13 protein-coding genes are annotated in these 13,825 nt (G+C 43.0%); 1 reads left to right on the top strand and 12 read right to left on the bottom strand.

The annotated features are described in order from the left end of the window. Positions 1-20: 20 nt before the first annotated feature. The 12 genes from HMPREF9186_RS09815 to HMPREF9186_RS09760 form a co-directional block, all read right to left on the bottom strand. Positions 21-401, bottom strand: a complete 381-nt coding sequence (locus HMPREF9186_RS09815) for a PH domain-containing protein (protein ID WP_003015210.1) — start codon at positions 399-401, stop codon at positions 21-23. Positions 402-480: 79 nt separating this feature from the next. After that, positions 481-2,028 (bottom strand): peptide chain release factor 3, encoded by a 1,548-nt coding sequence (locus tag HMPREF9186_RS09810; RefSeq protein ID WP_009732511.1) that lies wholly within the window; start codon positions 2,026-2,028, stop codon positions 481-483. 184 nt (positions 2,029-2,212) lie between these two features. Beyond that, the gene (locus HMPREF9186_RS09805; RefSeq protein ID WP_009732510.1) at positions 2,213-4,138 is read right to left on the bottom strand and encodes a DUF2207 domain-containing protein; all 1,926 of its coding nucleotides are present in this window, start codon (positions 4,136-4,138) and stop codon (positions 2,213-2,215) included. A 58-nt stretch (positions 4,139-4,196) separates the two neighbouring features. Further along, positions 4,197-4,877: a YwaF family protein gene (locus tag HMPREF9186_RS09800; protein ID WP_009732509.1), complete on the bottom strand. Its 681-nt coding sequence runs from the start codon at positions 4,875-4,877 to the stop codon at positions 4,197-4,199. 13 nt (positions 4,878-4,890) lie between these two features. After that, positions 4,891-5,577, bottom strand: a complete 687-nt coding sequence (locus HMPREF9186_RS09795) for a YwaF family protein (protein WP_009732508.1) — start codon at positions 5,575-5,577, stop codon at positions 4,891-4,893. A gap of 28 nt (positions 5,578-5,605) precedes the next feature. After that, positions 5,606-6,307 (bottom strand): YwaF family protein, encoded by a 702-nt coding sequence (locus HMPREF9186_RS09790; protein WP_009732507.1) that lies wholly within the window; start codon positions 6,305-6,307, stop codon positions 5,606-5,608. 59 nt (positions 6,308-6,366) lie between these two features. Continuing rightward, a complete protein-coding gene (locus tag HMPREF9186_RS09785; RefSeq protein WP_009732506.1) occupies positions 6,367-7,734 on the bottom strand; it encodes a UDP-N-acetylmuramoyl-tripeptide--D-alanyl-D-alanine ligase in 1,368 nt (455 codons plus the stop codon). Between the two features lie 118 nt (positions 7,735-7,852). Further along, positions 7,853-8,899 carry a D-alanine--D-alanine ligase gene (locus HMPREF9186_RS09780; RefSeq protein WP_009732505.1) on the bottom strand — a complete coding sequence of 349 codons (1,047 nt, stop codon included), beginning with the start codon at positions 8,897-8,899 and terminating at the stop codon, positions 7,853-7,855. A gap of 76 nt (positions 8,900-8,975) precedes the next feature. Beyond that, a complete protein-coding gene (gene recR, locus HMPREF9186_RS09775) occupies positions 8,976-9,572 on the bottom strand; it encodes a recombination mediator RecR (RefSeq protein ID WP_009732504.1) in 597 nt (198 codons plus the stop codon). Between the two features lie 10 nt (positions 9,573-9,582). Continuing rightward, positions 9,583-11,634: a penicillin-binding protein PBP2B gene (gene pbp2b, locus HMPREF9186_RS09770; RefSeq protein ID WP_009732503.1), complete on the bottom strand. Its 2,052-nt coding sequence runs from the start codon at positions 11,632-11,634 to the stop codon at positions 9,583-9,585. 140 nt (positions 11,635-11,774) lie between these two features. After that, positions 11,775-12,407, bottom strand: a complete 633-nt coding sequence (locus HMPREF9186_RS09765) for a DUF421 domain-containing protein (protein WP_009732502.1) — start codon at positions 12,405-12,407, stop codon at positions 11,775-11,777. Continuing rightward, on the bottom strand, positions 12,404-12,856 hold the full coding sequence (locus HMPREF9186_RS09760; protein WP_009732501.1) for a DUF3290 family protein: 453 nt from the start codon (positions 12,854-12,856) through the stop codon (positions 12,404-12,406). The genes HMPREF9186_RS09765 and HMPREF9186_RS09760 overlap by 4 nt, the downstream gene beginning before the upstream one ends. Positions 12,857-12,991: 135 nt before the next feature. On the opposite strand from HMPREF9186_RS09760, the gene HMPREF9186_RS09755 reads away from it, so the two are divergent. Beyond that, complete coding sequence (locus tag HMPREF9186_RS09755) at positions 12,992-13,819, top strand: exodeoxyribonuclease III (RefSeq protein ID WP_009732500.1); 828 nt, start codon at positions 12,992-12,994, stop codon at positions 13,817-13,819. The last annotated feature ends 6 nt before the right edge of the window (positions 13,820-13,825 follow it).

The raw sequence follows: 13,825 nt of genomic DNA, 5'->3' as shown, positions 1-13,825 counted from the left end.
TTCTCTATCAAATTGATTTTTTATTTAAAGACCGCACTGGCTAATGCTTGCTGAATTTCAATAACACTGTTGTCACTCTTAAATTGTAAAACTTCTGAAGGTTCCACTGCTGAAGATACCCAGATTTTTAATTCGGCATCCAAATCAAAATGACCGGAAGTTTCAACTGAAAATCGAGAGATAGAGCGATAAGGAAGGGATTTGTAGGAAGTTTTCTTCCCTGTTACTCCTTGTTTATCTACCAAGATCAAACGAAACTCAGTAAAGACGATTAAATCACGAATCAAGCTAAAAGCAAGCGTCACTTGCTCTCCCGGCACCAAGATATCTTCCAGATCTCTTTCTACCTTATCGACATTTTTTTGAGAGGCATTGCCCATCAAACCACTTAATAATCCCATAGTTTCTCCTTTATAAGCGAAAACGGATAGGTTTCCATTTTCGTCTTTCTATTTTCTAAGATAGATTTAGAATTGTTTCTTAACCCATTTTTTCTTCCAGCTCAACCTCTGGATACTTATCTGCAAACCAACGGAGGGCAAAGTCGTTTTCAAAGAGGAAAACAGGCTGGTCAAAGCGATCTTTGGCCAGGATGTTTCGGCTTGAAGACATACGCTCATCCAGATCTTCAGGTTTGATCCAGCGAACCGTCTTTTTGCCCATTGGGCTCATCACCACTTCGGCATTGTACTCATTTTCCATCCGGTGCTTAAAGACTTCAAACTGCAATTGACCAACGGCACCCAACATGTATTCACCTGTTTGGTAGTTGGTATAGAGCTGGATGGCTCCTTCTTGCACCAATTGCTCGATTCCCTTATGGAAGGACTTTTGCTTCATGACATTCTTGGCAGATACCTTCATGAAGATTTCAGGTGTAAAGGTTGGCAGTGGTTCAAATTCAAACTTGTTTTTGCCCACTGTCAAAGTATCTCCAACCTGATAAGTTCCGGTATCGTAAACCCCGATAATATCTCCTGCTACAGCATTGCTAACATTCTCACGGCTCTCCGCCATAAACTGGGTGACATTAGATAACTTAGCCCCCTTACCGGTACGAGGCAGATTGACACTCATCCCACGTTCAAATTCACCAGATACGATCCGCACAAAGGCAATCCTGTCACGATGACGAGGATCCATGTTGGCCTGAATCTTAAAGACAAATCCTGAGAAATCCTTGTCATAAGGATCGACCAGTTCTCCATCTGTCTTCTTGTGACCATGTGGCTCCGGAGCAAACTTGAGGAAGGTTTCCAAGAAAGTCTGTACTCCAAAGTTCGTCAAAGCTGATCCGAAGAAAACTGGTGTCAATTCACCTGCAAGGATGGCTTCTTCTGAGAATTCATTTCCAGCCTCTTGCAAGAGTTCGATATCGTCTTTGACTTGCTCGTAGAAAGGGTTGTTGGCAAAAAGCTTGTCTCCGTCTTCTAGACTAGCAAAACGCTCGTCTCCTTTATAGAGTTCCAAACGTTGGTTATAAAGGTCATAGAGTCCCTCAAAGGCTTTCCCCATCCCAATCGGCCAGTTCATTGGGTAACTGGCGATTCCCAAGATTTCTTCCAATTCTTGTAAGAGGTCCAGTGGCTCACGACCGTCACGGTCCAGCTTATTCATAAAGGTAAAGACGGGAATGCCACGGTGTTTCACAACCTCAAACAATTTCTTGGTTTGGGCCTCAATCCCCTTGGCAGAGTCCACCACCATGACGGCAGCGTCCACCGCCATCAAAGTCCGATAAGTATCTTCAGAGAAGTCCTCGTGCCCTGGGGTATCCAGGATATTGACGCGTTTGCCATCATAGTCAAACTGCATGACAGATGAGGTTACTGAAATCCCACGTTGCTTCTCGATATCCATCCAGTCAGACTTGGCAAAGTTTCCTGTTTTCTTTCCTTTTACAGTACCAGCTTCCCGAATCTCTCCCCCAAAGTAGAGCAACTGCTCTGTAATCGTCGTTTTACCAGCATCCGGGTGGGAGATGATGGCAAAGGTACGGCGTTTTTTAATTTCTTCTTGTACGTTCATATTCCTAGTTCTTTCTCTTTTTATTTTCTGATAAATTTACAAATTCATCTCTACATCGGATCTCTCCTCAATTTCTCTATCTTTTCTATTATAGCGAAAAGAGGCACTTTTTTCAATGATGGATCTTTTTGGGGACGCAAAAAAAGACCAAAATCCGTAGATTCTAGTCTGCTTTTCACGGCTATCAAAAGGCACCAAATCCTCCACCACCTCCACCATCAGAGAAGCCACCGCCGTCAAAGCCGCCACTGCCATCTGAAGAGTTAATAGAGAAGCTTGAAACACTATAGGAATCATCAGCATAACTCATCAAGGTAGAGCCGTCTAGGAAGGTATTTGGGGAGGTTGTTAGCCAAAGAACAGTGTCCCAGTCTTCATATGGTAAGGAAATCTGATGATTTTTGAGTACCTGGCTCACTTTTTTTGCTTGGCCATACAGGGTTGCATAGACTAAGATGCGATTCCATAGGATGACACTCTCAAGTTCTGCTTGGTTGAAATTTGGAATACTTTCGATCATATTTCGAAAGGCCATCCATTTAAATTGTGCATCCAAGTTTTCTAAAGATTGTAGATGATCTTCACGAAGTTTTACAACAATATAAAATGGAATGAAGAAGACGACCAACAATACAATCATCCAAAAATAGAAGGAAGATAGATATGAACCAAATCCAAAAGATAAGAAACACATACTCACGAATAAGATCAGTAAGAGCCAAAAGTGTAGGGCACAACCTGTTTTTGAAAGGGCTTCTTCTTTCTCAGTTAAGTCTCTAAAATAAGAGGGCAATCCTAATTTCGCAATCTCCTTGTCGACACCTTTTGACAATTGCTGGGCATCCTTTTTTAAAAGCGATTGAACGGCACTTCCGACTTTTCGAATACGGTCTCGTTGTGTGTCTGATTTAGCAGCTCGAAAATCTTTTTTTAAGGCTGCTTTGTCGATTTTATACCTTGAAAATACTTCACTGATATTGATTTCAGTTTCTTGATCAAAGATCATTTCAATAAACTTCAATTCAAAATCAGCCAAGCCTTCATGGTGAAGGCAAGTCAGGGTTTCCCCATTTTCATCTCTCGTCAAACGAAGATTTCCTCGATCAATAAGATCTAACATGGTTGCTTGAATGAGATGATTAAATTTTAGTTGGCCCTTCTCTCTAGACATCACCATCCGTTCAAAATCAAGTTGATACAGTGCCTTAGCTAGGACAAGAGGAGGTAAATTCTGTGGTGGTTCGTATAATCGTACTCCTTTTGCAATCCGACGAGTTCTGGTACTGATAAAATACCGGATCCATGGAATGAAAGCGAGAATAAATAAAAGAATCGATACAATTGGTACAACCTTGAGTAGAAGAGTCCGATAGAGGAACGTTTTTTGTTCAATGGATTTCTCTTTTTTGAGAAATTTCTCTTTTCCATTTCCTTTTTTAATCTCATTTGCTTGGTCTCGACGCAGGGCTTCTGTCATTGGCCAATAGGCATGCAGTTCGAGCTTTCCATTTTTTGGAAAATCCTTTGTCCAAATATGATAACCAGTTTCAGTCCGTTCGACTTGGGCTGGTGGATTAAAGTAACCAGTATGGGCATACAGTTTTCCCTGCTTAGCATCCAAGCCATCCACATAAAAATCTAATTTCGCGACTTTCTCATCTCCATCTGAAATAGGAAACCAGTTCAATTCTGCAATATCCTTGTAGAAAGTCAAGAGATGATCAATCTTCCATTTCACTTTGATCTTGACCGTGCCACCGACGATACGGGCATTGTATATTTTTAATTGACGTCCATCTTCCAGGTCTGTTTCCTCTACACGAATCTCTCGTTTTTCCCCATCCACATAGGCTTCCACCTCAGGATTACGATGAATCTTAAACCCTTTTGGAAGAGGATCTGCGCTTCCTAGAGTCACATATTGACCATGATAGCCTGTCTGAAACTGATAGGTGATCTCTTGTGTAAATGTTGCCTGGCTATCTTCCTGCAATTGGAGGTGACCCACATAGGATTCAATCGAATAGCGAACTTCTTCATCCGCATGTGCTGTCGTTATTGTACAAAACAAACTCCAAACGAGGGAGATCATTAGCAAGAAACGCTTCATATATTCTCCTTTGATATAAAACAGGGTTGAGACAGAGATGCCCCAACCTTTATACTGGTTATTTTCTCACTTTCACCCGCTCACTTCTACGATTGAAGATCTGATTAAAGAGTAATAAAGCAAGGGCTAAAATACTAGATACAACCAGGTAGTTGAGCCACACCTTATCCCCTCTCATAATCGGAGGGCGGGCCATCAAACCATAATTACCTCCCGTCAATTGATTGACTCCAACCAGGAATAAATCTAAGGCAAAGGTATAGAGAACAATCTGCCTATTTTTTAAGAGGTTTCGATCATACCATCTCAAGAGATAAATCAAGGAATTGATCAGGAGACAGTAATGTCCGAGGAGGAAAGAAAAGCTCGTAATATGAGGGAAAGTGTAGGGGTCAAAGACTGGATAGCCCAAAGCAAAGATGGCTCCACTCACTCCCATCAAGGCAAAGAACTGTTTGCTTTTCCATCTGTCTGGTAAAAACAAGACCGCAAACATGGCCAAGCGGCAATGATAAAATGGTAAACTGTTGGACCAAGGAATGTGGTAGGCAAAATACCAAAGATACAAGCAAATTAACTGGAAGCCCTGTAAGTATTGAAAGCATTTGCGAAATTGCTCATTCTGATAATAGCGAAGTGACATCATGATCGTTGTCACAATTAACAAGACCATCACACTATACCAAAGCGCTGAGATTGCTGGTGGTGCTGTTGATTCTGTAGTGAAAAAATGATGCATAAAGTCTCCTTATTTAAACAGATTCAGGTATTCTTCTTTTCTTACTGTACTGAACGATAGTATTGATGAGGATCAGTGTCCCCGTCATTAGGACTGTCACGATGAAATAGTTGAGCACAAGGCCATGATCACCTATGACAGGAGGACGACGCATAAAGCCGTAGTTTCCACCTGTTGCGAGATTCGCGAGCTGAATAATGGCATTGACCCCAAACGTCATCTGACAGATCTTCCAAACAGCCCCTTCTTCCACCTGGTAGGATTGAACCAGATAGATCAAGCAGTTGGCCAAGAGGGCCCAATGACCAAAGACATTGTTGATCGAGGATACATGAGGGAAGGGATAGGGATAAAAAACGGGATGAACCAAGGCCATAATAGAGCCAAAGACTCCCACGAGGGCAAAATATTGCTTGAAGCTTCCCTTGGGGGCCAAAAGGATAATCCACATGGCCATCCGGCTATGATAGAAGGGAAGACTCTCTGAAAAAGGCAAGCGAGCTACTAAATACCAAGAGTTGATGATGAGCAACTGGATCAACTGTCCCCAATACCAAAAGGTTTGGTAGCTTTTGGAGTGAGCAAATCGAACGGACAGAACTCCCACCACCACCAAAGAAGTCGGCAAAAAGAAATACCAAGCCCCCAATTGAGGAGGGGCTGTTGGTTGACTGGTAAAAAATAAATCCCAAAGAGTCATGATTTCCTAACCTCAGCTAAGCTATTTTCTATTCTGAACGCGAAACGACAGTCTCTTCAACCATCTTGTATTTGTACTTATACCGTTGGTTGACCAAGCAAATTCCAGCTACCATCACAAAGCTAACCAAAAGGTAGTTCAAGAGTGCACCGTGGTCCCCAATAATTGGTGGACGCCGTAAGAAGCCGTAATCCCCTTTCGTCAAAAGGTTGACCAAGAAAATCAAGGCATTCATGCCAAAGGTGATCTTGAAAATTCTCAAGCCATCTTGTTTTTCAGATTGATAATGATCCTGTAGGTAAATCAAACTATTGGCAAGCAAGGCCCAGTGGCTAAAAATTAGATTCAGAACTGTGATATGAGGGAAAGGGAAGGGATCAAAGGCTGGATACACCAAGGCCGCAATCGATCCTAGAACTCCCAAGAGAGCAAAATATTGCTTGATATAGGTCCCTCTAGGTGCAAAAAGAATCACCAACATGGCCAAGCGGCAATGATAGAAAGGCAAATTATCCGTCAAAGGCATGTGGGCGAGAATATACCAAGCATTAATGGTCAAAACTTGGATCAACTGCGCCCAATACCAAAAGCGTTGGTAGATTTTGGACTGTGCATATCTGATGGAAAAGTAACCAACCACCAACAAAGAAGCTGGCAGAATGAAATACCAGAGCCCAAATTCAGGCGGGGCTGATTTTTGGTTCGTAAACAATAAATCCCAAAGTGTCATTTTCATATTCCTTTAGTTTATTTAAGCCTATCTTTGGAGAGAATTTCCTTCTCTTTTTGCTAGGCCTTTTCCAATTCCTCTACCAATTTGGCTAAATTCATGGAATTGCTTCCCTTGATAAGGATTTGGTCCTGCTCTTTTAAGCTTTCCTTGACTTGTTTGACCAGGTCCTCGAACTGGTCTTCTTCAGCGGTCTTTTTGAAATAGTAGACATGTCCGAGTGGAAACATCTGACTCGCTAACTGAGCCAAGGCCGCAATGTCCTGGCCATAGAAAATAACTGTATCCAAGACATCAGGTGACAGGCTGAGAATCATTTGGTTGTGCAGATCAATGGATTGCTCCCCTAGTTCTTTCATATCTGCAAGTACGGCTAATTTTCGGCCATTTGGATTGGCAGGAATAGTCGAGAAGGTTTCTAAAATCAAGCGCATAGCCGTCGGATTAGCATTGTAGACATCGGATAAGATATCTGCTCCGTTACTGGCCTTTTTCCATTCCGTGCGGTTGCGCGTCAATTGCAAGGTAGCAAAACTATCACGAATCGCCGCTTCGCTCACTCCTTCTTGCAGGGCAACATAAGCTGCAATCATGGCATTAGTCGCATTGTATTTGCCTGTTACAGGCAGGTCAATAGCATCTGATAAGAAGTTCGCTTCAAAAGTCAGGCTATCCTTGCGTTCCTCCAACTTGGTAATGCTGATGTCAGCTCCTTCACCAAAGCGCACAAGCTCTTGTTGGTTGGGTAAAAAATCCTCTACAATCGGATCGGCCGGTACTAGAAGCAAGCCACCAGTTGGCATGCCATCCGCAATTTGCAATTTCCCTTTAGCGATTTCTTTGCGATCTTTGAAAAACTCCAGGTGAGCTTCCCCAATGAGGGTCACGATTGCTGCCTTTGGATGGGCAATTTCTGAGAGGAGATGAATATCTCCCAGATGGTCCTGTCCCATTTCAAGGACAAGCTTCTCTGTTCCTTCTGGCATATGGAGAACCGTGTAAGGAAGGCCAATCTCGTTATTGTAGTTCCCTTGTGTTTTATAGGTTTTATAAGTAGTAGATAATAACTGAGCTAACATATCTTTGGTCGTTGTCTTACCGTTTGAACCGGTGACCGCCAAGACATCTACTTGACTCTTCTCCAAAACATATTGGGCTAATTTTTGAAAGGCCCCTAGAACATCATCTACCAACAAATACGGGTGGCCTTCTACTTCTTTTTCAGACAAGGTCGCTACAGCGCCATTTTCAAAAGCAGTCTCAATAAAATCGTGCCCATCACGCGCTCCCTTTAAGGGAACAAAAAGGTCTCCAGGCCCAATCAAACGGCTGTCAAATTCAGGTTTGACGAGGGCCACATCTTCAAATTGGCTGATATCATTTTTTGCATGTACTAGATGAGCAACTTCATGTAATGTGAGATTCATATCCGACTCCTCAGTTCTCCGTAGCGTCTTCCCCAAAGGTCTAAACGCTCGTTTCAAATTCTTCTCATTATACCATATTCTAGATCACAAAAAAAGCCACCAAGTGGTGGCCTCTTTCTTACAACAAATGCGCTTCGTGTTTTTGGAAGACTTCTTTTCCAAGCTCTACTAACTTGGTGATCAAATCTGTATAGTTGAGACCCATATTGTCCCAAAGCAAGGGATACATAGACCATTGGGTAAAGCCTGGCATAGTATTGAGCTCATTTAAGAAGATCTCTCCTTTATCCGTATAGAAGAAATCACAGCGAGCTAAGCCCAAACCACCGATCGCACGAAAGGCTTTTTCTGCGTTGGTCCGCATGGTTTTCACAACCTCAGGGTCCAATTGAGCTGGAATGGCCATGGTAATTTTGTTGTCGATGTATTTGGCATCATAATCATAGAAGGCAACATCTTTGACAACTTCACCTGGCAAGGTACTTTTCACATCATAGTTTCCAAGGAGCCCAACTTCGATCTCACGCGCATTGACCCCTTGTTCTACTAAGACACGGCTATCGTATTTGAAGGCCAATTCGAGAGCAGTCCGAAGTTCAGTTTGGTCTTCAGATTTTGAAATCCCAACACTAGAACCCATATTGGATGGTTTGGTAAAGACAGGATAAGAGAGAGTAGCTTCAATTGCAGCAATTTTCTCCTCCAGGTCATCGCCTTCCACTACAGCTACATAAGGAACTTGTGGAATCCCTGCAGATTCCAAGACCCGTTTGGTCGTAATCTTATCCATGGCCACACTGGAAGCTAGGATACCACAGCCGACATAAGGCATTTTCAAGACTTCTAAGAATCCTTGAATAGAGCCATCTTCTCCCATCGGTCCATGAAGAACTGGAAAGACCACCGCTCCTTCCTTGTAAATTGCAGATGGAGCCACTTTCTTAGACCAGTCCACTGTATCATTGGTCATCAATTTCTCATCATCCGCTGGTTTCTCTTCAAAAGCTTGCGTCTGGATGAAATCTCCTGACTGCGTAATAAAATAGGTCTGAACAGAAAATGCTTGGTAATCAATCGCGCGCATCACACTTTCAGCTGAAAGAACAGATACTTCACGTTCTGCACTACGTCCACCATACAACAGGATTAAGTCTTGTTTACTCATAGTTTCTCCCTAATTGTTCCCTTGATTTCTTACTTGATAGTATACCATAATGATAGCCCTTTCGAAAGAACTTCTCTTATAATTCTGTCCGATTTTCAATCGCACGAAGAAGGGTCACTTCGTCCGCATACTCGATATCGGCTCCAACTGCTAGACCACGTGCCAAACGTGTCACTTTGATGCCTGCTGGTTTGAGCACGCGTGAGATATACATGGAAGTTGCCTCCCCATCTGCCGTCGCATTGGTCGCAACGATCACCTCTGTGACGGTTCCATCCATCAAGCGACTAATCAAGCTCTTGAGATTGATATCATCAGGTCCCACGCCATTCATGGGCGAAATTAAGCCATGCAAGACATGGTAGCGACCGTGGTATTCCTGGATATTTTCCATAGCAGAGACATCCCGACTATCTTCTACAACAAGAAGAAGAGATGGATCTCGCGTTTCATCTCGACAAATCTCACAGTTTTCTTCATCGGTTAAATTACCACAAATACTGCAATAACCTAGTTCACGCTTGGCATTGAGTAAGTTCTTGGCAAATTCATTCACATCATCATCTGACATGCCAATGGTGTAAAAAGCCAGACGGGTCGCTGTTTTGATCCCAATCCCTGGCAACTTGGAATAGCTGTCAATTAATTTTGCAATAGGTGCTGGATAAAGCATAGTTTCCTTTCTAATTCATGGGGTGTTTCTGGTTGTATAAGTTAATAATATCGCGCGTAATCGAATGACTGACCGTCGCTTGCAGATTGGTATTGTGCGGAAAGACCACCGCTACTGCAATCTTCGGATTAGTTGATGGTGCATAAGCCACAACATTGGTATTAATAGCTTCTTTGCCTCCCTCGACGGTGGTTTCAGCTGTACCGGTCTTGGCACTAATAGGCACACTCGCACCTTGACCAAGGGTTTTCCCTGTCGTCAACCCACTTGTACCATTGGCCACTTGGTAAAACCCTTGCTTGATCAAGGCCATGTCCTCAGCAGAGATCGAAACTTGATTGAGCTCCTTGGCTTCGATCGCTTTTTTCAACTGACCAAGACCCCCTTGGTCGTTATTTTCATAGATCCCCTCGACGACATGAGGACTCACCCGCTTGCCATCGTTTGCGACGGTTGCCGCATACTGAGCCAATTGCATAGGGGTGTAGTTGTCAAACTGGCCAAAGGCATTGGTCAAATAATTACCGACTGTATACTCTTTCGGGATAAAACCGGTCGATTCATTGGGAAGGTCAATACCTGTCGCCGTTCCAAGACCGTACTCTGCAAAAGTAGAACGCAGTTTTTTCATAGCAGGGTCCACTTGATCCACTTGTAAGGTCATATTTGGAGTGTAGGGTTGCCCCATCATCTTAAGGGCAATCTGGACCATGTAGGTATTGGAAGAATATTCCAAAGCTTCTACTGCATTGATGGAGCGACTACCGTATTGGGTAAACCAAGAGTTAATCGGCGTTGATCCTGCAAAAACAATGGGCTGATCGGTCAGTACCTGATTGCCGGAAATGGCACCATTTTCCCATCCTGAAGTCAAGGTTGCTCCTTTAACGACCGATCCTGGGACGAAAACATTGGTGACTGTTCCCAAAGCATCGGTTGATAAATCTTGACTACCAGACTGGTGTTTGATCCCTGCCATGGCAAGGACTTTCCCTGTATCAGGCTCAAGAGCTACAGCATAGACACCTTCGGAGTAGGTCGCATTTCCAGCTTGCAACTCTGCGCTAAAGGCAGAGCGGAGAATATCTTCCACCCCTTTTTGGAAATCCAAGTCAATCGAGAGCTTGAGGTTTTCCCCCTTAGCTCCTTTTGAAACGTCGACCACTTTTTCTATATTGCCATTCTTATCCAGAAGAATTTCTTTTTCACTGCGTTTCCCTTGGAGAACGTTTTCGTATTCCTTTTCGAGATAAGACGTTCCAACCCGGTCATTCAAAGCGTAGCCTTTTTTGACATAGTCCTCGACTTCTTCTGCTGGAAGGCCCGCCTGCTCAGTCGAAACCGTTCCGATAATAGAAGCTAAAGGAGTATCCAAAACCTTGCGGTCCCAGCTAGTCGTAATCGCAATTCCAGGAAGGTCCTGACTGTCCGCAGCAATGGTCGCGATTTGCTCAGCTCCTAGTGCTTGTGTCGTAATGATTCCGGTGGCAAAATTCTCCACAGCATTCATCTGGCTATAAAGATAGATAATCTTTTTCTCATCATCCGTGTAACCGAGTTTTGAAGGGTCAATGCTGTCCACTGCCGCTTGATAGATTTTAGCTTCTGGTAGACGATTGCCATCAGTATCAAATTTCTTTTTCTCAGGCAGGTGCTCTACGACCTCTTGGTAGACTTTGGTATTGGCTAGATAGTAATCCACTTCTTGCCGTTCGGTCACTTGAGGATTTTCTACATCGACATACTGCAAGAGTTTTCCAGCTGTCCCTCGCATTTCTTGGGCCGTCATTTTGCGATCCCGCGTAAAGGTCAAGACTTGTTTTCCCACATTTTCCACCAAGGGCTTACCAGTGGCATCATAGATTTGCCCTCGCACACTCCCTTGTTTGACCGTCTTTTTCGTCGCTTTGGCCAACTTATCTGTATAGTAGGCTTGGTGAGTAATCTGCATATAGCCAAGTCGGGCAATCAGAGCCAAAAAAAGAAGGCAAATCAAACTAAACATCAAATAGAGTCTGCGTGTTATCGAATGATTCTCAAACTTCCGTATTTTCTTCTTCATGAAATGTTCTATCCTTCTTTTCTAATCAACACTTATCTTCCATTTTACTATTTTTCCAAGAGTATCTCAAGAAAAGGAAGGGACCTTTCCTGGAATTTTATGAAGAAAAAAGATTGGACATGCTCGCCCAATCTTTTTTTCTAATAAGTCACAACATTGATTTTTCCTTTGTCATACTCAGCAATGAAAATATCCAAAACGTTGTCATAGCCTTCTTTTTCCAATTCAGCTAGCAACCACTCTTCACTTTTCCCAATTGTTTCCAAAATTTCAAGCTGAACCACACCATCCGTAATGATTGGGTATTTAGGATTTTCATCCCCCGCACGGACAACGATCATTTGACCGTTTTGTTCAATGACAGCTCGTTTCACTCCCTTTAATTGGAAAATTCCTTGTGAACGCAATTTCAAGGCAACGTCTGAAGCAGAAAGTCCCTTGGATCGACAAGCTTCCGGATCAAGCTTCCCATTTTTGATAATGACAGTTGGTTTGCCATCGATCAAGTGCTTCATAAAACGGACATTGGTATTGAGCCATTTTAAGAGTAAGATCAAAATAGTCCACATCAAGAGAATCACAATGTATTGAAGAATGGTAATGGAGCTATTGTAGATGACCCCACCAATAATTCCCCCAAGAACAAAGTTCTGTATCTGGTCTACTGCAGAACTTGGTGCTAAGTTTCCTTTCCCGGTCACATTGATTACAAATACCAAGGAAATCAAGCCGAGAGCTAATTTAATCAAAATGGCTAAAAAATCTACTGTCATTTGTTCACCTCCACAAGTTCCACGTCTGTTTTATACAGATCCATCTTTTCTAATAGGTAGCTATCTGGGTCAGATCCTGCGATAGCTCGGTAATAAACCTCTCCAACCTTCAGGATCGCCCCATCTGTGGCTGCTGAAGTATTGACATAGACATCTTCTTTTTTGACATCCAACTCCTTTGAGATGACCTCAATAAAATGGAGTGAGCGTTGGAACTGATCATTATTACTTTGGCTATTTTGGAAATTGCTGATACTGATCAAGACCACTGCCACCAGAGTTAAAATGGAGATAATAGATAATTCGCGGAATTTGCTATCGTGCTTCTCCCGATAGGCTTTCACCGCAAAAAAACCAGTCAGAAGAACAAGCAAGCCAGATATCCCAATGGTCACCCAGTTTTGCTGGCTGATCTGACCCAACACATAGTTATAAGAGTAAAATTTCATAAACAACTCCCTTTTTCCAAATGAATTCAAGCTATTATAATAGATTTCACAAGAGATTTCAAGGCATTGTGATCAGAAAATCATTAAAATTTTGTTATAATAAAACTATCAATTATGTCAAGAAAAGGAAACACAATGAAACTCATTTCATGGAATATCGACTCGCTTAATGCTGCATTGACCAGTGATTCAGCACGCGCTAAACTCTCTCAAGAAGTCCTTCAAACCTTAGTCGCTGAGGATGCAGATATCATTGCCATTCAAGAAACCAAGTTATCCGCTAAAGGACCTATTAAAAAACACCTCGAAATTCTTGAGGAACTCTTCCCTGGCTACGAAAATACCTGGCGCTCTTCTCAAGAGCCAGCTCGCAAAGGCTATGCTGGAACCATGTTCCTCTATAAAAAAGAACTCTCCCCTATTGTGACTTTCCCAGAGATCGGTGCTCCTTCGACCATGGACTTGGAAGGCCGGATCATTACCCTGGAATTTGATGGCTTCTTTGTAACACAAGTCTATACTCCTAATGCCGGTGATGGCCTCAAACGCCTAGCAGAACGCCAAGTATGGGATGTCAAATATGCTGAATATTTGGCTAACCTAGACAAAGAAAAACCTGTCCTTGCTACTGGAGACTACAACGTGGCCCACAAGGAAATCGACCTTGCTAATCCAGCCAGCAACCGTCGTTCACCAGGTTTCACAGACGAAGAACGTGCAGGATTTACCAACCTTCTAGCAGCAGGCTTTACAGATACCTTCCGTCACCTTCACGGCGATGTCCCTGAGCGCTATACCTGGTGGGCACAGCGCAGTAAAACCTCAAAAATCAACAATACAGGCTGGAGAATCGACTATTGGTTAACCTCAAACCGCATTGCAGATAAGGTTACCAAGTCAGACATGATTGACTCAGGCGCACGCCAAGACCACACCCCCATTGTCTTGGAGATTGAATTATAAGGATTT

The organism is Streptococcus sp. F0442 (assembly GCF_000314795.2).
GTDB lineage: Bacteria > Bacillota > Bacilli > Lactobacillales > Streptococcaceae > Streptococcus.
Note: the sequence above shows the minus strand (reverse complement) of the source record. Positions and strands in the feature narration are given on the sequence as shown.